This is a genomic window from Campylobacter troglodytis, assembly GCF_006864425.1.
GTDB classification, from domain to species: Bacteria; Campylobacterota; Campylobacteria; order Campylobacterales; family Campylobacteraceae; genus Campylobacter_D; species Campylobacter_D troglodytis.
Window position 1 is genome coordinate 1 of the sequence record NZ_QHLI01000011.1, and the last position, 18,993, is coordinate 18,993.

26 protein-coding genes are annotated in these 18,993 nt (G+C 35.8%); 13 read left to right on the plus strand and 13 right to left on the minus strand.

Annotation, left to right across the window (positions count from 1 at the left end):
• The 7 genes from DMC01_RS03575 to DMC01_RS13195 all read left to right on the plus strand — a co-directional run.
• On the plus strand, positions 1-247 hold a 247-nt coding region (locus tag DMC01_RS03575), incomplete at its 5' end, for an aldo/keto reductase (protein ID WP_185908568.1).
• An 8-nt stretch (positions 248-255) separates the two neighbouring features.
• The gene (locus tag DMC01_RS15790) at positions 256-387 is read left to right on the plus strand and encodes a hypothetical protein (protein WP_282432241.1); all 132 of its coding nucleotides are present in this window, start codon (positions 256-258) and stop codon (positions 385-387) included.
• Positions 384-566, plus strand: a complete 183-nt coding sequence (locus tag DMC01_RS03580; protein ID WP_142692912.1) for a hypothetical protein — start codon at positions 384-386, stop codon at positions 564-566. The genes DMC01_RS15790 and DMC01_RS03580 overlap by 4 nt, the downstream gene beginning before the upstream one ends.
• Before the next feature lie 356 nt (positions 567-922).
• Positions 923-1,489, plus strand: a complete 567-nt coding sequence (locus DMC01_RS03585) for a flavodoxin (RefSeq protein ID WP_142692913.1) — start codon at positions 923-925, stop codon at positions 1,487-1,489.
• Between the two features lie 46 nt (positions 1,490-1,535).
• Positions 1,536-2,435, plus strand: a complete 900-nt coding sequence (locus DMC01_RS03590; protein WP_246058986.1) for a carboxymuconolactone decarboxylase family protein — start codon at positions 1,536-1,538, stop codon at positions 2,433-2,435.
• 47 nt (positions 2,436-2,482) lie between these two features.
• Positions 2,483-3,748 carry an NTP/NDP exchange transporter gene (locus DMC01_RS03595; RefSeq protein ID WP_142692914.1) on the plus strand — a complete coding sequence of 422 codons (1,266 nt, stop codon included), beginning with the start codon at positions 2,483-2,485 and terminating at the stop codon, positions 3,746-3,748.
• Positions 3,738-3,878 (plus strand): hypothetical protein, encoded by a 141-nt coding sequence (locus tag DMC01_RS13195; protein WP_185908668.1) that lies wholly within the window; start codon positions 3,738-3,740, stop codon positions 3,876-3,878. Before DMC01_RS03595 ends, DMC01_RS13195 begins: the two co-directional genes overlap by 11 nt.
• Before the next feature lie 368 nt (positions 3,879-4,246).
• On the opposite strand, the gene DMC01_RS03600 is transcribed toward DMC01_RS13195, so the two are convergent.
• Complete coding sequence (locus DMC01_RS03600) at positions 4,247-5,155, minus strand: AEC family transporter (protein WP_142692915.1); 909 nt, start codon at positions 5,153-5,155, stop codon at positions 4,247-4,249.
• A 410-nt stretch (positions 5,156-5,565) separates the two neighbouring features.
• Between DMC01_RS03600 and DMC01_RS03605 the strand changes: the two genes are divergently transcribed.
• Positions 5,566-5,787, plus strand: a complete 222-nt coding sequence (locus DMC01_RS03605) for a hypothetical protein (RefSeq protein WP_142692916.1) — start codon at positions 5,566-5,568, stop codon at positions 5,785-5,787.
• 757 nt (positions 5,788-6,544) lie between these two features.
• Here DMC01_RS03605 and DMC01_RS03610 read toward each other — a convergent pair.
• From DMC01_RS03610 to rpmH, 11 genes are all read right to left on the minus strand, one after another.
• Positions 6,545-6,781, minus strand: a complete 237-nt coding sequence (locus DMC01_RS03610) for a hypothetical protein (RefSeq protein WP_142692917.1) — start codon at positions 6,779-6,781, stop codon at positions 6,545-6,547.
• Positions 6,782-7,356: 575 nt separating this feature from the next.
• On the minus strand, positions 7,357-7,953 hold the full coding sequence (locus DMC01_RS13200) for an HNH endonuclease family protein (RefSeq protein WP_185908670.1): 597 nt from the start codon (positions 7,951-7,953) through the stop codon (positions 7,357-7,359).
• Between the two features lie 9 nt (positions 7,954-7,962).
• A complete protein-coding gene (locus DMC01_RS14795) occupies positions 7,963-8,613 on the minus strand; it encodes a hypothetical protein (RefSeq protein ID WP_246058988.1) in 651 nt (216 codons plus the stop codon).
• Between the two features lie 99 nt (positions 8,614-8,712).
• Positions 8,713-9,081 carry a DUF262 domain-containing protein gene (locus tag DMC01_RS14800; RefSeq protein WP_282432245.1) on the minus strand — a complete coding sequence of 123 codons (369 nt, stop codon included), beginning with the start codon at positions 9,079-9,081 and terminating at the stop codon, positions 8,713-8,715.
• A 163-nt stretch (positions 9,082-9,244) separates the two neighbouring features.
• Positions 9,245-9,529 (minus strand): hypothetical protein, encoded by a 285-nt coding sequence (locus tag DMC01_RS03620; protein ID WP_142692918.1) that lies wholly within the window; start codon positions 9,527-9,529, stop codon positions 9,245-9,247.
• A 375-nt stretch (positions 9,530-9,904) separates the two neighbouring features.
• The gene (mnmE, locus tag DMC01_RS03625; protein ID WP_142692919.1) at positions 9,905-11,365 is read right to left on the minus strand and encodes a tRNA uridine-5-carboxymethylaminomethyl(34) synthesis GTPase MnmE; all 1,461 of its coding nucleotides are present in this window, start codon (positions 11,363-11,365) and stop codon (positions 9,905-9,907) included.
• Positions 11,358-12,230, minus strand: coding sequence for a Jag N-terminal domain-containing protein (locus tag DMC01_RS03630; protein WP_142692920.1), 873 nt, complete (start codon positions 12,228-12,230; stop codon positions 11,358-11,360). Before DMC01_RS03630 ends, mnmE begins: the two co-directional genes overlap by 8 nt.
• Complete coding sequence (gene yidC / locus DMC01_RS03635) at positions 12,214-13,845, minus strand: membrane protein insertase YidC (RefSeq protein ID WP_246058990.1); 1,632 nt, start codon at positions 13,843-13,845, stop codon at positions 12,214-12,216. Before yidC ends, DMC01_RS03630 begins: the two co-directional genes overlap by 17 nt.
• The gene (gene yidD, locus DMC01_RS03640) at positions 13,838-14,173 is read right to left on the minus strand and encodes a membrane protein insertion efficiency factor YidD (protein WP_142692921.1); all 336 of its coding nucleotides are present in this window, start codon (positions 14,171-14,173) and stop codon (positions 13,838-13,840) included. The genes yidC and yidD overlap by 8 nt, the downstream gene beginning before the upstream one ends.
• Positions 14,161-14,487: a ribonuclease P protein component gene (gene rnpA / locus DMC01_RS03645; protein WP_142692922.1), complete on the minus strand. Its 327-nt coding sequence runs from the start codon at positions 14,485-14,487 to the stop codon at positions 14,161-14,163. The genes yidD and rnpA overlap by 13 nt, the downstream gene beginning before the upstream one ends.
• On the minus strand, positions 14,484-14,618 hold the full coding sequence (gene rpmH / locus DMC01_RS03650) for a 50S ribosomal protein L34 (protein WP_142692923.1): 135 nt from the start codon (positions 14,616-14,618) through the stop codon (positions 14,484-14,486). The genes rnpA and rpmH overlap by 4 nt, the downstream gene beginning before the upstream one ends.
• A 191-nt stretch (positions 14,619-14,809) precedes the next feature.
• On the opposite strand from rpmH, the gene DMC01_RS03655 reads away from it, so the two are divergent.
• The 3 genes from DMC01_RS03655 (at position 14,810) to DMC01_RS03665 (ending at position 17,370) form a co-directional block, all read left to right on the plus strand.
• Positions 14,810-15,292 carry a GNAT family N-acetyltransferase gene (locus DMC01_RS03655; RefSeq protein WP_142692924.1) on the plus strand — a complete coding sequence of 161 codons (483 nt, stop codon included), beginning with the start codon at positions 14,810-14,812 and terminating at the stop codon, positions 15,290-15,292.
• A complete protein-coding gene (locus tag DMC01_RS03660) occupies positions 15,289-15,915 on the plus strand; it encodes a uracil-DNA glycosylase family protein (protein ID WP_142692925.1) in 627 nt (208 codons plus the stop codon). The genes DMC01_RS03655 and DMC01_RS03660 overlap by 4 nt, the downstream gene beginning before the upstream one ends.
• Before the next feature lie 411 nt (positions 15,916-16,326).
• A complete protein-coding gene (locus DMC01_RS03665) occupies positions 16,327-17,370 on the plus strand; it encodes a hypothetical protein (RefSeq protein ID WP_142692926.1) in 1,044 nt (347 codons plus the stop codon).
• Here the strand turns inward: DMC01_RS03665 and DMC01_RS03670 are convergent.
• The gene (locus DMC01_RS03670) at positions 17,357-17,740 is read right to left on the minus strand and encodes a YbgC/FadM family acyl-CoA thioesterase (protein WP_142692927.1); all 384 of its coding nucleotides are present in this window, start codon (positions 17,738-17,740) and stop codon (positions 17,357-17,359) included. The genes DMC01_RS03665 and DMC01_RS03670 overlap by 14 nt on opposite strands.
• Positions 17,741-18,059: 319 nt before the next feature.
• On the opposite strand from DMC01_RS03670, the gene rplI reads away from it, so the two are divergent.
• Positions 18,060-18,509 carry a 50S ribosomal protein L9 gene (rplI, locus tag DMC01_RS03675; RefSeq protein WP_142692928.1) on the plus strand — a complete coding sequence of 150 codons (450 nt, stop codon included), beginning with the start codon at positions 18,060-18,062 and terminating at the stop codon, positions 18,507-18,509.
• 303 nt (positions 18,510-18,812) lie between these two features.
• Positions 18,813-18,992, plus strand: a complete 180-nt coding sequence (locus DMC01_RS03680; protein WP_142692929.1) for a hypothetical protein — start codon at positions 18,813-18,815, stop codon at positions 18,990-18,992.
• The last annotated feature ends 1 nt before the right edge of the window (position 18,993 follow it).

Consider the following 18,993-nt stretch of genomic DNA (forward strand, 5'->3'; position numbering starts at 1 on the left):
GCTTTTAAAAGACGAAAGACTTATGAAAATCGCCGCAAACTACGGCGTTTCAGTGCCTCAGCTTTGCATTCGCTACTGCTTAGAACTTGGAGTTTGCCCTCTGCCAAAGAGTGCAAATCCTGCCCACATAGCAAGCAACGCTCAGCTTGATTTTAGCATAAGTGAGGCGGATATGGGGGTGCTGAAAGGGCTGGCGTTTAGGGACTACGGCGAACATTCATATTTTCCTGTTTTTAGTGGAAAGTAGGGGGTTTTGTGTTGCAACGGCTTGTCTTTTTTGCTTCGTGCTTTCGCACTCGCAACCCGTTGGGTGAGTGCTTTTTAGGGAGACGCTTTGCAAGGCTTAAAAGCCTTGCTCCGCTCGTTTCGTTTGCTTCGTGCGGATGAACTTAATTGTTCTATCCGCACTCGTTTGCTCGTGCAACCCTAAAAATCATCTCAAAATACTTCGCCTTGTCAAATGGTGTTTAAAAAATGGACTTCGTGCGTTAAGCCCCCTCACTTTTGCTTCGGCTTACGCCTCGCAACCCGTTGGGTGCGGAGGGGTTTGGGGGTGGGTAAATTAAATTTGTGAATTTTACGCAAATTTGCTAAAAAATTCACGCACAAGGTGTGTTTTGAACGAGAGTGTATGAGGTGAAGCATATGCAGACTACGGATTACGGAATATAGAGTACAGATTGTAGAAATTCACGCAGAGCGTGAATTTTTTTGAATGAAAGCGGACAAGGCGAAGTATTTCGAGGCGATTTTTTGCTTCGTGCTTTCGCACTCGCAACTGCAAGCAGAAAAGGGTTGTGCAGTGAAAATCGAACAAGGCTAGGTAGTCAAACCTGTCGCCGTGAGATTTTCGCAAACTCCCGCGAAGGCAGCCAAGAGATAACGCCGTTGCAAAGTAAAGAAAAAAAGAAAGGATAGAAAAATGAGAATTCTAGTCGCTTATTTCAGTGCTAGCGGCATCACGCGTGAAGTCGCCCAAAAAATCGCAAGTGTAATGAGTGAAAGCCTAAATTTAAAAGGTGCAAACGCAAATTCACAAGCAAACGCGAATAAAAGCGTAAATTCAAGCACAAACGCCCTAAATTCAGCAATCGAGCTTTTTGAAATCGCTCCAAAAGTGCCTTACAGCAAGGCTGATTTAGACTGGACGAACGAGCAAAGCCGCACCACGCTTGAATGCAAGGACAAAGCCTCCCGCCCAGAGCTTGCTAAAATGGCTGACATATCAGGCTTTGACGCCGTTTTTATTGGCTTTCCTGTGTGGTGGTATAATGCACCACATATCATTTTTAGCTTTTTAGAAAGCACAGATTTTAGTGGAAAAATCATCGTCCCCTTTTGCACGAGCGGGGGCAGCGGCTTAGAGGGCGCACCGCGTGATATGCAAAAATCCGCCCCAAATGCGATTTTTAAGCAAGGCAAACGCTTTGATTTTGGCGAAAGCAGAGCAAGCGTGCGAAAATGGCTTGAAAGCTTGAATTTAGGCTGATTTAGCATTTTTTGTTACAATGAGACAAACAACAAAAGGAAGAAAAATGAATGATGAAAATTTTAACTCACGCGAAATCCAAAACGAAGAACGACGTGAATTTGTAAAAAATTCAGCAAAGTTTGCGGGCATAGCAATGTTTGCTAGCACCTTGCCCTTAATGGCACAAACGAAAGGAAAGACAATGAACTTAACACCAATAGCACAGGATAATTACTCAAAACTTTTTGGCAAGGCGAGAATAGAACTTGCGAAAACCGACCCTGAATTTATAGAAAATTACGCAAATTTCGCCTTTGATGAAGTGTTTGCACAAAGCACAAAGCTTGATTTGCAAACTCGATTAAAGCTCATTTTAGGCGCACTCGTTGCAGCACAAGGACTGAATGAGTTTAAAACTATGCTTACAGCTGCACTTAAAAATGGTGTAAATCCTGTGGAAGCAAAAGAAATTTTGTATCAAAGCACACCTTACATAGGTATAGGCAAAAGTATGGATTTCATCATCGCTTGCAATGAAGTGTTCAAGGCTCAAGGCATAAAAATGCCCCTTGAAGCTCAAAGCACAACAACAAGAGAAAACAGGCAAGAAAAAGGCTTAGAGGTGCAAAGAAGGTTTTTTGGTGCTGGTATTGATAAAAGTAACGCTACAGCTCGTGCTGATGTAAAGCACATACGCCACTTTTTGAGTGCAAACTGCTTTGGGGATTATTACACAAGGGGTGGGCTTGATTTGAAATTCAGGGAGCTTTTAACCTTTGTTATCCTTGCAAGTCTTGGTGGAGCGGATGCACAAGTAAAAGCTCACATACAGGGCAATTTAAACATAGGTCATAACAGGGCTTATCTCATCGAAGTTGTAACCGCACTTGTGCCTTACATAGGTTATCCTAGAAGTTTAAATGCGTTGGCAGCCATAGATGAGCTGACCTTGAAGAAAAAGTAGGATTTTTCATTATATATTAAAGATATATTTTAAAAAGGATTTAAACGATGATGGCGATTCACTCATTTTTATACAAACTTTTCAGCCTAAAAGAGGGCGAGTTTAAGCTTTTAATACTCTCTTTTGGCTTTATCTTTGTGCTTTTTAGCTCCTACTCCTTACTTCGTCCCATAAGAGATGCCCTAGGGCTTACAGGAGGGCAAGATGAGCTAAAATGGCTATTTTTGGCTACTTTTATTTCTTGCATACTATCCTCTCTATTCTTAATGTGGTTTGCTACTAGGATTAAAAGAAGATTTTATATGGATGGGGTGCTTGTATTTTTTGGCTTAAATTTATTATGCTTTTATCTTGCGATGAGAGGCATTGATGCTAAATCAGATGGCTTTATCTGGCTTTGTAGGATCTTTTATGTTTGGGTTAGTGTTTTTAATCTTTTTACCTTTTCTTCTGCTTGGAGTGTAATTGCTGATCTTTTTAACAAAGAAGCTAGCAAAAGGCTTTTTGGCATTATAGCTGCTGGGGCAAGTTTGGGTAGCATTGCTGGGGCAGGTTGTGTTGCCTTTTTGGTTAAGTTTTTGGGGGTAAATAATATCATCTTTATTTCTATGTTACTACTTTTCATAGCCCTTTTGCTTAAAAATTTGATGATAAAAGAGCTTAAAAATTTTGAATCAGATCTAAGCCGTTTTGACAAAACCATAGGCGCGAAAAATCCATTCGTAGGCTTTTCTTTAATCATCAAAAGCCCTTATTTGCTAGCTTTATGTGCTTTTATTCTGCTACTTACCAGTGTTTCGACCTTTTTGTATATGGAACAAGCGCGCATTATCAGGGAATTTTTTCCAACCCGCGAGGCAAGAATTGCTGCCTTTGCGAATATTGATTTAACCGTGCAAATCTCAGCCCTTATCATACAAATCTTTCTTACCGCTCAAATCGCCAAATTCTTTAAGCTCACTGCTTTGCTTGGCACACTTGGCTTTGTGGTGTGCGTGGGCTTTGTAGTGCTTGCTTTTACGCATCCAGCGTTTATACCTTTGGCTGTGGTGATGAGTGTAAGGCGCGTGGGCGAGTATGCCCTTGTAAAGCCCGGCAGAGAAATGCTCTATGTCCCGCTGTCAAGCGATGAAAAATATAAGGCAAAAAGCTTCATAGATACAGTTGTTTATAGGGGTGGAGATGCTCTTTCAGCTCAGCTTGAAAGCTTGCTGGCAAATATTAGTATAATGCTAGTTTTATTATGTGGGGCTTTGATCTCCTTTGTGTGGGGGCTTTTGGGCGTGTTTTTAGGAAGAAGATATGAAAGATAGGCTTTTGAGTTTAAGGACTTATTTTAAGATTGTTTTTAGCTTTAATCCTTGGCTGAATTTAACAATGTTTAAGCTTTTGCGTGATTTTTTTAGCTTTAATGCCTTTGACAGTGCTTGTTTGAATTTGTAATTTTTCTAAGTTAATGCCTTTGAATGTGCTTATTTAAATTTATAAATTGATTGAATTTAATGTGTGAATTTTTATGCAAATTTAAATTCAACTGTGTTGTTAAAGCCTCTTTACGCCTGAGTTTAAAAGGGTTAAAATTGCACATTCAATGCTTTTAAGTCCCTTAAATTTAGGATATAAATTCAAAAACTCTAATTTTTGATAATTTTAAATCTTGCTTTTTAAATTTAAATCCTATTTAAATTCAAGCTTTTGTAAAATCAAGCCTTCTTAAATTCAAGCTTTCTTAAATTTAAACTTTTTGTAAATTCAAGTTTTTTTAAATTCAAGCCTAACCGTTTTTTGAATTTAAAAGACAAGTAGGGCTTTTAATTTAAAAACCACATAAGCAAGGGCACAGAAACAAAGGTAAAAAGTATGCCAAAGGCTATGGCACTTACTGCTATGTTTGTATCTAGCCTAGCCTTTATGATTAAGGCACTTGTAAGGGTTGTAGCTGGCATGGAGCTTTGAATGATAAGTACTATTGCAGATGGGCTAAGCTCAAATTCAAAGAGCTTTAAAAAAAGAAAAAAGATCAAAGGAGCAAGAAGCATCTTAGAAAAAACAACTATAAAGGTGCTTGTGCAGCTTTTTTTAATAGCCTTGAAATTAAGTCCAAGCCCTATGGCAAAGAGTGCTACAGGGGTTGAAATAGATCCAAATAAACGCAAAGGCTCAAAGATAAACTGCGGAAGTTCTATCATCTTACACAAAAAGCCAAGCACCAAGGCTACAAAGGGAGGAAAGACAAACATCTTTTTGACATTTTCCATGAAACTTACTCTTTGCTGGCTTGCCAGAGACAAAACAAAGGGCGCAAAAAGAGCCATGGGTATGGTGGTAGCAAGGGCATCAAAGAAGATCACCTCGCTTATTGCCTGAGGGCTATTAAAAAGTGCTTGGGCTATGGCTATGCCAACTAGGGTATTTCCAAAGGTAGAAAGTAAAAACATACTAACAAGGGTAGCCCTTGAAAAGCCAAACAGCTTGCCAAGTGCCACACTAAAAAGCCCTGCCAAAAAACAAGAAGAAAATCCCATTAAAATATAAACTATAAACAAGGGATCAAAATTTAAAAAATAAGTCCTCTCAAAGATCAAACAAGGCAGGGCAAAAAAAACAGCAAATTCCAAAAATACCCTGCCTTGCTTTTTTTTAAGAAAGCCTATTTTCTTTGCAAGATAGCCCCCAGCAAGTAGGCTTAGTATGGTAAAAATAGGCACAAAGATAGACATGAACTTCCTCTTAATATAAGCTTTAAAAATGATAAATAAAAAAGTCTTAAAAAGAGTTAAAATTCAAGCTAAAATGAGCTTTGTTACAAGAAAGGGGGCGTTTTAACACATAAAAATATGCTTTTGGCATTTGCTTGCATGTAGAATATTTGGCTAAATTCAACTTAAACCAAAGGATTTTTAAGTTAAATCCTATGAAAAAACAAAGATCCATTCCAAAATTGTCTCAAAAGAAATTTAGGGAAATTTTAAGGTATTTTTTACTTCGTCTTTTAGTCTCCTCACTTTGCAAGAATTGATTTAGAGGCGAAAAAATCGCTAGGCTTTGTCAAATTTTAGAGAAAAGCTTGTGTAAAATTTTCAAAGAAATCCGCATTTTAACTCTTAAAGAGTGCGAGAAGCTTTCTGAAATGAGCTGTGAAATCGAAGATGATGAAGGTTACTTCGGTGCAAAAATAGTGCGTGGAAAAAGGGAGGGTGTGAGACTGAAAAAACACCTATGTTTTTACTTCGTGTTACACGCTCGTCCCTTTGCGATAAGGAATGCTAAAACTCAGGATAGCGTTTATACACAGATCGTAAAACACTACTTGACAAAAGAACTACTGCCTAGGACTTTGCAAATACCCTAAATGCCACAATTTACAGCGACAGCTGGAAGGCTTATGGTGGCTTGGTGAATTTGTGTGCAAAGGCACATTATAGAGTGAAACTTAGTACAAAAGAAAAGATGACACACAATAAAAAGAGACTTTGGGGTAGAAATGAAAACGCAATGTAAGAAGTCCAACACTTACACGCCAAGCGGAATGGGAGAGTCCCGGGCTATTTCCTTACGTTTTCGATTCAATTTTAACAATTGTAAACCTCAATGTCAAGGAAAACAAAATGAATGTCCACTGAGTCTGCAAATGGGCGAAATCATATCAATGTGACTGTGAATTTCTAGGGATTTGCAAAGTTTCGTTTAGAGAAATTTGGGTGAATAAAAAGCGAAAATTTTATCCTTCATTTAAAAGAAACAGAATTAAAATAAAAAATTTGGAACAAAATTCTCATCAAAATTTATTAAAATTAATAAGAGAAAATCCTGCTAGGTTTAATTGAGCCGAATCTTTTTAAAATAAAAAATTCTTAACCTTCAACACAGATTTAAAAAGTATAAATTTAAAAAATGTTAAGCTTGAAATCATTACTTTGTGCTAGTAAGGCTTTGGTTTTTAAAATTTAGCTTCTTTTTAATAAGGCCTGAATTTAAAGGCAAAATTGGGCAAAATAAAGCAAAATTTGCTCATAAACTTAAAAACACAAGATCTTTTAACAGAATTTTTTCTTATCAATTTAGGCAAATTTTAATTAAAATTTTGTCCTAAAATTATCATCTTAAAATTATGTTTGCTTTAAATGAAGGATAAAATTTTCTTTTTTAGCTATTAAATTTGGCAAGTCAAATTTTCGCAAAGCATATTTTGCTTTGTAGTTGCAAGAGCGCGAAGCAAAAACATTCTCTATGCCGTTGATGTGCTTGTGTCTCTTTGCAAACTCTAATTTGACATGTTTTACCCTATAATGTGCCTTTCTACGCAAAGGGAGGAGCATAGCGTTGTAAAAAATCCACCAAGGCACCGTAGGCTTTGAAGTTTTCTTGTAATTTTCACACTCGTTAAGCTATGCAAAGTCCCTTATAATAGACAGTAGCACCTTGGCAGAGCAAGTGTTTGAGCGTATAAAAGCTAGCCTAGCGTTTTAGCAAAACTTTTGCTTACAGTTACAAGTGCATAGTATGCAGTAAAAACATAGATGTTTTCTTGTAAGCTTAACGCCCACGCTTTATCCTTACTCTTTTAGCTCATTTTGCTCACAGTTACGAGCCCTAATGCGAGGCAAAAAATAACTCTCACGCTCTTCAATTTCACCACTCATTTTCTAAAAAAACTTCGTTTTGCTGATTTTTTCGCATTCTTTAAGGGTTAAAATGTGAATTTCTCACAAATTGCATTCACACAAACACGAGTTATTTTGCAAATTTGAGCGTCTTTTCGCCTCTAAATCAATTCCCCAAAAGTTACGAGTGTAACGAAATAAAAAATACTTCGTAATTTCTTAAATTTCTTTTGAGACAATTTGGGAATAAACCATATACTTGTTTTTCATCTAACTTTCCATACTTTAAAATGATCTTGTATCAAATTAAAGTATCTTTAGCCATTTAGAAATTCTTTGAAAAACTCCCTTGCCCATTGTGTGAATTTTTCGTTTTCTTTGATTATATCGCTTTTATTAAAGGATAAAAAATTTTCTTTATTTGCGAATTCTTTGTTATAAAAAATTTTAGATTCTTTGTAATTTTTTTGTTTTTTGGCAAGTCCAGCGTCTGTATTTGATGAATTTAACTCACTTTCCAACACAAGCAAATTCCCAAAAGAATCCCTAATATGACTAAATTCATTTTCATCATTAAAACCATATTGTTTTAGCGAGCCATTTTCCACAGCATTTTTTGGAACTATATGTTCTATAGTGTAAGAATAAGTCTTTTTGTCTCCTAATAAATTAACAAAGGCTGCAATATCCATATTATCACAACGATAACTTAGAAATAAATAGTGAAAATACTTGCCCCATTCATAATTTCCATCAGCTATCTCTTTAAAAGCTTCGTTGAAAGTTTTCCATCCTCCATTTGTGCATTTATCACAAAGTGTTTTTAGATTTTTTCTAAATTCATCTTTACTTGTCGTATATTGATAAAGTTTATACGCACTAGCATCATTAGACGAGCCAAAACCATACAACAAAATTTGAGCCTATGCGAGCAAGATAATACTCTCATCATCTAAACAACCGCCCATTTCTAGTCTAATCAAACTTGAATAAAAATAAGGATCAAGCTTTAACACAAACAAAAGCTTGAATAATTCTTTATTTTTTATAGCCTTTTTCATAATTAGCAAAAATGCCTCAAAAAATTCTTGTAAATCTTTTGAGTAATCATCAAGCCATTCTTTCAATTTTTGTGCTTTTATGTCGCCCTTAATCTTGCCCTTTAACAAGTCTTTAAGTTTTATATAAGATTCATCAGCACCATATCGATAATGCCCTATATTTGGCTCACTTAATGCGTGATAATTAAACACACGAGCTTCTAATTCTTTGCTAAAATCCTTATCACCAAGCGATGAAATTACTTCTTGTTTTCGCATTTGCGTTATGGTTTTAAAAATTACGCCAAATCTATCATTTATTGCCGCATCAAGCACTCCACCACAATGCTTATTAGAATACAAAATCAGCAAAGCTTTCAATTTATCTAAAAGCAAAAGTGGCATACCTCTGTCATTAACGGTCTGAAACATTCTAATTGCTCTACCAGAATCTTTTTCTTCAAGCCACATTAAAATCATTTTGTCAAGCACATTTAAAAGCTCTTTGGCTCTATCGCTATCTAAATTTTTCACAAGGCTTAAAATTTCTTTAAATACCTCATAAAGCCTTTTTTGCCCATCTGTTTTTATCTCTTGCTCTAATTTTGAGTTTAAACTTCCTGTTTTAGCTTGTTATAAAATTTTCTTAAAAAATTCTTGGTTGTCTTTAATCACTTGTAGGCGCAAATTATCATCATCCAAAAAATTATTGAGATTTCTATTTGGGTCCTTTGTCTTGTAATTTAAGGCATAACGAAGCATAAAAAGCGTTGTCGCCCTTTGCTGTCCATCTATTATGTCATAAATTTGTGGATTATTTGGATTTTTAGCAACAACAATGGTTCCTAAAAAATGTCCCATTTCGTCTTTTTTAGCCTTGTAAGCTTCTTTTTCAGCTTTTTCAGCCTCTAGCAAATCCTCCCACAAATCATCTAAATTACGCCCTTGCCAAGCATAATCCCTTTGATAATTTGGTATTGAAAATACATTGTTGTTAAAAATCTCTAAAACTTTACTTTTGCATTTTAATCCCCTTTTTTAAATTTATCACATAATTCTACCCAAATTAAACTAAAAATTTTAATGACAAAAAATCATCAGCGCAATCAATCAAAATTAAAACCATATATTTTCATTAAAAAAATTCTCCAATTCCACCATTATTTCACCTACATTGTCTCTTTTTTTCTTTGAACTTTGAATTTCCAAGCTTAAACCGCTCGTCAATAATGAGTGCGTTATAATTTCTACTATGAAGCTCATCTAAAAAATAATCAAAAAGCATAAAGTGCCAAGGTTCTTGCCACTTTAAATCTTTAAATTCCCTTCCTATCTCATCAAATTCAAACATATCTACGCCATACTTTTTGCGCAACTCATCGTTGAGCTTGTTTCGCTCGTCATTATTTTTGCACTCTTTGCACGCCTTTACAAATTCTTTCAAAGTCATTTTTGTCCTTTCTTTAAGATGAAATTCACGGATTTTTTTCAATTCCGTGAATTTTTTGGGTTTTTGAATTTTTTTGAAAAAAATTCGCCCCACTCTTTTTTAATACCCACCACACTCAATGGTTTGCAAGCTTTGCGAAGCAAAACCCCTTAGCAAGTGAGTAGGCTTTTGGATTTTGCCTTGCCTAACGGCTCACAATGACGAAATTTAGTGAATCTTTTTGTGAAAATGATGAAAAATTCACGCAAAAAATTTGCAAATCAACAATTTTTGTGAATTTTTTGAAATAAAAATAAATTAAGATAAGTGTTACGAGATGGTTTTAGCTAGTTATTTTTTTCTTTCGTTTTTCAAATTAAAGCTCATAAAATCAGCCTATTTCCCAAGGCAAAAATTACCAAACATTTCATCTAAAATTTCATCTCTATCAAAGCTATGTGTCCATTTTTCAATTTCTTTTATGGCTTCATTGCACTCAAAGGCAAAGAGTTCTAGGGTGCTTTCGTTTAAAAGCTCGCTTGCCCTTTGCATCATTTCACTTGCTCTCTCGCAAGAGTTGATTAAGGCTAAATTTGTGATGATAAAGCCCTCGCTATCAAGGCTGTTTAAATGGCTTTCAATGGCGATTTTTAAAGGGCTTATGTCATTTTTAGCAGATATTTTTATGAATTTAATATCTTGTAAAGCCTTAAATTTGCTAAATAAATTAAATTCTTTTGTGTGATTTTCACTTGACAAAGATCTTTTTTGCTTGGCAAATTTGCTGAATAAATCAGTTTCTCTAACGAAATTTTCACTTGATAATTTTGCATTTTGCAAGAAAAACTCAGACTTTAAATCCATTTTATTTAGCACAAAAAAGATTTTTTTATCGCAACTTTCAAGCATTTTTAAAATGTGTTCATCCTCGCTATCAAGTGGGCGAGAGCTATCAAAAAGAGCCACTATGAAATCAGCTTCTGCGAGTGCTTGAAGGCTCAAATTCACGCCTATTTGCTCGATTTTATCCTCGCTAGCTCTAATGCCTGCTGTGTCGATGATTTTAACCAAATGAGTGCCTATTTTAAGGCTTTCCTCAACCCTATCCCTTGTGGTGCCCTCAATCTCGCTTACTATGGCTCGCTCAAAAGAGAGCAAAGCGTTTAAAAGCGAGCTTTTACCGACATTTGCCTTGCCTATGATGGCGATTTTAAAACCCTCCACAAGCCCCTTTTTGCTACGAGAAATTTGCACTATCTCACGCAAAATTCTCGCATTTTCCTTGTATAAGCCCCTCGTTTTTTCAAGCAAATCCACAGGCAAATCATCATCTGCATAATCTATGCTAGTTTCCACAAATGCCAAGGTTTTCACTAAATCCGTGCGGATTTTGTTTAAAAGCTCGCCGAATTTGCCTTGTAAATTTTGGGCTATGATTTTGGCGGCTTTTTGGGATTTTGCATTGATTAAATCATTTATGGCAAGGGCTTTGAGGGGGGACATTTTGCCATTTAGACAGGCTCTTTTGCTGAATTCTCCAGCCCTTGCAAGCCTTGCACCAAATTTGACACACGCTTCTAGCAGGGTTTGAGCTAGCACAAAGCCTCCGTGGAGTTGAAATTCCACTATATCCTCTCCAGTAAAGCTGTGAGGTGCCTTAAAATAAAGCACTATGGCTTCGTCTATAAACTCGTTTTTTTCATCAAAAATTTCACATAAATGAGCGTAGCGGGGTTTTAATTTATTTTTTTTTGTAAGTTTCAAAGCGATTTTAAGTGCCGCCTCGCCGCTCAAACGCACTATGGCGATACTCCCCGCCCCGTAAGCTGTGGCGATGGCAACTATGCTTTCATTCATTTTTCTTTAAAAAATCATTTATGATGACTATCTTTTCCTCGCCGTTTTGCTTGATGCCTACATACTTGTTTGGAAAGCGTTCTCGCAGCTTTTCAAGGGCGAGTTTGACAAGCACGCCGTCAAGTGGCTTTGTCTGTGCCTTGCCCGTAGCCTCGACCCGCTCGATGATGCTTTGTAGGTAAAAGTCCATTGACTGCGATTGATTTTTTAAAAAATCAGCGATTTCAAGCCTTATTAACAGCTTGTAGCGAGAGTTTATCCAGTTGTGAAGCAAGTAAGATAGGGCTTTGTAGCGGTATGCTTCCTTGCCTATGAGCAACGCTGCGTCCTCGCCTTCAAGCTTTATGTAAATGCTGTCCTTGTCATAAACATTAAGTTCTGTAAGCTCAACCCCAAATTCACCAGCTCTTAACAAGCTTTCAAGCTTCATTCTTATCTCATCAACATAAAGCTTGGGATCAGCACCGCTTTCCTTGTGAAAGGAGTTGAAAATCTCATCATTTTTCACTGTGTATTTTGGCTTTGTTAAAATAGGCTTTTCGCTTGGCTTTGTGGCTAGATCAGCCTTATCTTCTAAATTTGATTCCTTGTTTAAATTCAACTCCTCTTTTTTAGCCAAATTTAGCTCTTCTTTTTTAAAAAAATTTGGCTTTTTTTCAAATTTAGACCTTTGTGTTTGGGCTTTTTTGTCAAATTTAGGCTTTTTCTTGCTCTTTGCTTCTATGATGACATTTTTTGCAAAAAGTCCAAAAAGCCCCTTTTTATCTTGCTGAATTATCTCATACTCCACATCCACAACAGAACAGCCAAGCTGAGATGCTGCTAGAAGCAAGGCTTGTTCTAAATTTTTAGCTTCTATTTTCATTCTTTTGTCCTTCTAGCTTTTTTTGATGATGCTCCTTGTCAAACATTTTATTAATCACCCACTGTTGAATCAAAGAACACACATTATTCACACACCAATAAAGAGTAAGCCCAGCAGGAAACCACAAGAAAAAGAAGGTAAAAACGACGGGCAAAAACTTCATTATCCTAGCTTGCATAGGATCTTGTATAGCCATAGGAGTGATGATTTGTTGTAAAAACATAGTAGCACCCATTAAGATAGGAAGCACGTAATAAGGATCAAGCACACTTAAATCCTCTATCCACAAGGCCCAAGGAGCACCTTTAAGCTCAACAGCATTAAGCAAGACCCTATAAATGGCAAAAAAGATGGGAATTTGCAAGAGTATTGGCAAACAGCCTGAAAAGGGATTGGCACCGTGCTTTTTATAAAGTTCCATCATATGTATGTTAAGCTTTTGCGGATCACCCTTATACTTTTGACGAAGCTCTGTCATCTTTGGGGCTAGATCTTTTAGTTTATTCATGGAAATCATAGACTTATAAGTGAGGGGAAATAAAACAAGGCGAATTACCAAGGTAAGCACCACAATAGCCCAGCCCCAGTTGCCAAGATAAGCAAAAAGCCAGTTTAAAAAGGCAAAAACAGGCTTTGCTATGAAGGTAAACCAGCCATACTCTATAACCCTTTCAAGTCTAGGATCTAGCTCTTTAAGCAAGCTATAATCCTTAGCCCCCACATAGCCACCTGCTTTAAAGGCATTGTTTGAGCTAGCATATATGACAGTATCTCCCTTGGTATCCTTTGTGATAAGAGTTTGTAGTGGGGTGTCAAAGTTATAAAAAAAGGCAGCATAGTATCTATCAAAACTAGACATCAAAGAGGCGAATATTTCGGTATTTTGCCCCACATCCCCATCTTCGAAGGTATGAACTGTGTCTTTATTATCTAAGATCAAGCCTCCATGAACTGTGTAGCTATCAACAGCCACGCTTGGACGAGAACCAGCAGAGATAAAATACCTAGCATCCTTACTGAGTTTTACCTCCACCTCATAATTGCCCTTGCTGTGAAAGCTTATGATCTTATGCACTGTTAAATCGCCTAAATTTTGACTAAGACTTACAGTAGCTGATGAGTTTTCATTTAAGTTTAACTCGCTTTTATCGCTTAGATAATTTACGCTAAAAGCCTTTTGATTAAGACTGTTATCTGCAAAGCGAAGTTCAAGTGGGAGGGGCTTGTTGTCTTCATTTTTAATAAGTTCTAGGTTATTTCCTTGCTCATCTTTGAATTTAGGATCCTTTAATACAAAGCTTGCTATGCGTCCTAAATGATCAAGCTTTGCGGCAAAATGCTCACTTTGAATGTCGACTATGTATTTTGCTTGATTTGAGCTTTGAATGATGGGTGTTTCGCTACTTTGAGTGATGGGGGCTTGATTTAAAGCCTCTGTGCTAGCTAGGTTTTTAGTTGGTGGCTCGGTTTGAGTGCTTGCGTTGTTACTTGAATTTTGATCCTTTGAGAGAGTAGGAGAGATAAAAAATTCGCTATATGCTATGAAGAATAAAAAAGATAGCACCACAGCTAAGAATACCCTTTTTTGTTGTCCTGAATTTGTTTGATTAATCACAACTGTCCTTTTTTAGTATTTTAAGCACATAAAATTCGTCTTTATTGCAAGGAAGATATAAGAATTTAAGCTTTGAGTTTAATTTGGCTTGCAAGGGCTTTAAGCTTTTTTTGTGTATCTTAGGATAGTCAAATCCTCCCTCAAAATAAGCATTGCATCTTAGTATCCTAAAAAAACTCTTATAAAAGGCTACAAGGGGTGGAAGTTTTTCAAAGCTTTGATAGGCATAAGAGGAGCAACTTGGATAATACCTACAACACCTTGGCTTTAAAATAGATAAAAAGCGTTTATAAAAGTAAATTGATCTTAAAGCAGCTATTTTAAACATTCTAAACTCTTAAATCCCCATTCTAAATTCTTTTTAAGTCTCAAAAAAGAAAGGCTTAAAAGCTCTTGCTTGGCTACAAGTATGTATTTGCCCTCTTTAAGTCTGGTTTGCATTGTAAAAAACACAGCCCTTAAAAGCCTTTTTGCTCTATTTCTAGCCACTGCCTTTCCTACTTTTTTACTTGCTATGAAGGCTATCTTGCATTCATCACTTTTTTGATAAAAGATAACCCCAGCCTCGCAATGCCACCTCTTAGCCTCCTTATAAAGCTTTGAAAATTCCTTGCTATCTCTGAGTTTGTCAAATTTTCTCACCCTGCAAGTCTTTTTCGCCCCTTAGCCCTTCTTGCATTGATAATCTTGCGACCGTTCTTGCTCCTCATACGAACACGAAAGCCGTGAGTTCGCTTTTTAGGAGTCTTATGTGGCTGATAAGTTCTTTTCATACTACTTCCTTTTAAATAAAATAAGGCTTTTCAAGGTTAAAATTCAAAAATGTCCAAAAAATTCTTTGTCAAAAACAAAATTTTAAGCAAAAAAGCCAAAACAAAATTGCTATTTTATCCAAAACTTGCTTAATTTGCTTTTAACTTTATGAAATATTTTTATGATATAATCCTTTTCAAAAAGGAAGCCTATGTCAAAACTCATCATAAAAGAAGCAAAAAAGGAAGATTTAAAGGATATTTTAGCCCTAGTTCGTGAATTGGCCGAGTATGAAGAGCTCTTAGATATTTTAAAATGTGATGAAGAGGATTATGCAAAAGCCTTGTTTGAAAAAAACTATGCTAAAGCCTTGGTTTTAGAGTATGAAAATGAAATGATAGGCTATGTTATCTACTTTTACACCTTTTCAAGCTTTTTAGGACAGGGCGGCTTGTGGCTTGAGGATTTATATCTTAGACCTCAGTTTCGCAAAAGAGGCTTTGGGATGGAGGTATTTAAATTCTTAGCTAAACTGTGCGAAAAAGAGGACTTAAAGCGTTTGGAGTGGGTTTGCTTGCATGAAAATTTCTGTGGGCTTAGTTTTTATAAAAAATTAAAAGCCACAAATTTAAACGACAAGTGGGTTTTATATAGATTAAGTGGCAAAGAGCTTGAAAATTTGGAAAAATTATGAGCTATAATTTAAACAAGATACGAAATTTGCATTATCTAAAAAGCTTTGGTTATGAATTTGTAAGCAAAGAGCTAGATTACAAAGATCAAGAGGGTGATTTTGAAAGGCTAAAAGATAGGGTTAGTAACTGTCAGCTTTGCTTTTTATCAAAAAAACGTTGCAAAAGCCTAATAGAGCCTCATTTAAAGCCAGCAAGGCTAATGATCTTAGATAGCTTTGCTGAAAAAAACGAGGATAAAAGTGGAAAATTACTTGCTTCGCACAAGGGCAAAAAGCTCTTGTTTTTGCTTAAAGAGGTGCTAAATTTAAGCCAAGATGAGATCTTTATAAGCTATGTGTATAAGTGTTTTAGTGCAGGTAAGAATGATGCTTTTGCCCTTTCATCTTGTTTGCCTTATTTTTGGAGTGAATTTAAGCTACTAAGGCCAAAGGTCTTGCTTGTCTTAGGCGAGGATAGCTTTGTGAATTTGGGCTTTGATGATTTTAAGAGACTAAGAGGTGAGGTATTTAGCCATCTTAAATCCTGGGTGCTTCCTAGCTTTAGCCTTGAATTTATAATCAAAAATCCAAGCTTTGAGCAAGAGTTCATAAAGGATTTAAACAAGATTAAAGCACTTTTATGAGATAATTTAAATTTCAAGCTTTTTTGTGGTGCTTAAATTCAAGCTTATTTAAATCAAGCATTTAGCAAGGGTGTTTATAATTTAGGCTTTATTTAAAGTTCTTTTAATGCTTGTTTGTTAGACAGTTTTAGCTTTGAAATTTGTACTTTTAAAAAAGAAAAAGATTATTTTAAGGCTTTTTTATAAAACATTGTTGATTTGATAACGAGGTTTGTCTTTTGTCAAAACAACTTTATTTCAAAAAGCCTTGATGTGAGCTAGGATCTTGTAAGTCTAAATAAGCTTTTAATCCTTGCAAGCTTTAAAAGCAAGTGAAGCGGCTTTTAGGCTTAAAAACTTGGTTTTGCAACGCAGTTTAGACGCCTTGTTGGCTACAAAAAACAAGCTCATTTTAAAATTTAAGGTAAGTTTATGAGAAGTATTTTTTTATATTTTTTGTTTGTAGTGTGGGGCTTATTTTTCACCGCTTGTTCTACTCAAATTCAGCAAAAATTACCACTTCAAAGTACTCCAAGCACAGTTAAATTCAGCACAAATTCCTTAAACAAAATAGCCATCATCATACCAGAACAAGCCATTAAAAGCTATTCAAATGTCATTATAAATTCAAGTATGGCTTATTTAATGAGGCGAGATGCCAAGATAGAGCTTAAAGTTTTCTTAATAGGCACAGAGGATGAAAATAAGCTTAAAGCCGTGATTGAAAAGCTTCAAGCACAAGATTTTCGTTTCATCATAGCAGGACTTACTCTAAGAGGGGCTAATATCCTAGCTAACCTTAAAGCAAATCATATGTATTTTTACATACCAACAATCAACAAAAACAGCACTAGCATAAATGCCTCAAATATATATTTTGGAGGCATTGACTATGACGCACAGATACAAAGCCTTCTAAGCCTATCAAATGGCAATATAGCAAGCTTTTATGATAACTCAGCCCTTTCAAACAACCTAAATCAAAAGCTTATAAATCAAATAGGTGGGGTAAGGACATATACTGTCGTTGGAGAAAAGATTAATTTTCCCTCCTTACTAAGATCAAAGGGCAGTTTAAGTGGGGCCTCTGTGTTTTTAAATACCCCCTTGGTTAAAAGTGCCATCATTAGCTCTCAGCTAAGAAGCAACGGTATGTATCCATATGCGATCTTATCCACTCAAATAGGCTATAATCCAACCTTTTTAAGTCTTACTCAGGCTGAGGATAGAAGAAAAATGATCATAGCAAATTCAATTTTAAATGATGATCTTTTTTTAAGCCACGCAAATGAAATGCTAAATCAAAGCCTAGATTACAACTGGGTAGCTTATGCTACTAGCCTTGGGCTTGATTATTTTTATTCTCAAAAGATGAACAAGGCTTCAAGCTTGTTTAAGGAAAAGATGCAAGATAATCAGATCGTTTATAAGATCAAGCTTATGCAAAGCTTGGATTTTAGCTTCAAGGAGTATTAAATAGGCTTTTTAAGGCTTCTTTTAACTCAGCTGACATAGGCACAGCCCTTTCATCTTTGATAAAGGCAAGGGTAAAATCAGCACTAAACAGCTTGATCTTAGCTTTAAAAATTTCTTGTCTAACAAGCAAACTAGCCTTCTTAACTTGCAAAAGATCGCTTTTTACCTCAAGCAAGTCTCCTAATTTTGCAGGCTTTAAAAATGAACAATTCGCCCTTGCTAATAAAAAATGTCCTTTTTTTGCATCAAAAATATGAGGATATTTGTCAAAAAAAAGCTCAGATCTAGCCCTTTCGCAAAAATTCAAATACCTACTATGATACACCACTCCTCCAGCATCTGTATCCTCATAATACACCCTGATTTTCATTTATACTCCTTAAAAATCTTTATTTAAATTCAGCAAAAACAAACAATATTAAAAATTCAATTTTTATAAACATCAAATGCGAAAAAAGATCTTTTTAAAAAACTTTTAAGCATTTTAGTGAATTTAATTAAAGATTTTGCGTAAATTTTAGCCAAATTTTTATCTAAGTGCCTTTGATATGTGCTTAAATTTTTTCATAAGAATTAAAAATTAAAGTTTTTTTAAGGCTTGAATTTAAGGTCTTTGAATTTTTGAAAGTCTCAAATTAACAAATCTTAACCCAACTTTGATAAAATGCTTTCTTTTAAAAAGGACGAGAATGAAAGTTTTACTCATAAAGGATGTAAAAGCCTTGGGCAAGGCTGGGGAGATAAAAGAGGTCAAGGATGGCTATGGGCAAAATTACCTCATAGCAAAGGGCTTTGCAAAGGCTGCTACAACGGAGGTTTTGCGAAAATTTGAAAGCGAGCAGCGAAAAAAAGCCGAGCAGTTAAGGTTGGAGCTAGAAAAATTAGAGGCTTTAAGGACTGAGCTTGCCAAAAAGCAAATTAGCATCACTAAGCCTTTGGGAGCAAATGGGGCATTGTTTGGAGGCGTTACAAAGGATGAAATAGCCACAGCCTTAAAGGCACAAACAGGCATAGAGCTTGACAAACGCACCTTTGAAATTGATACCATCAAAGCCACAGGTAGCTATGATATAAGCGTCAAGCTAGGACACGGCTTGCACGGGGTTTTTACGCTTTTGGTTAAGGGTGAGGGGGTTTGAGAGTTAGCTTTTTTGAATTTTAGCCGTTTTGAGTGGCGAAATTTTAAGGTTTTAAATAAAAAAATGGTGTCATTGTGAGAAAATTCAAGTCAAAAGCCTGAATTTCAAGTGAATTTAAAGGCAAAAACAAAGTTTCAAACTTACTCAACGCGGTTGCCCACGAAAGAAACTTAATCCGCTTTCGCGGATTTTTTCTTTCGGGTCAAAGCGTTTCGTTTCATTTTACACTTTGTTTTTGCTGTAGGCGTTTCTTGTCGGCACTTTCAAGGCTATCGCCTTGAATTTAAACGCACTTCGTGCGTTGTGGATATTTTTGCTTCGGCTACGCCTCGCAACCCGTTGGGTCGCTACGCTCAAGATAATAAAAATTTAGGCTTTCGCTTTGAATTTATGATTTATTTGGTCGTTTTTGCGACTAGCAATGCTGAATTTAAGGCACAAAAATTTGCAAGTTTTTTGAATTCTAAAGAAAAAATGGAGTAAA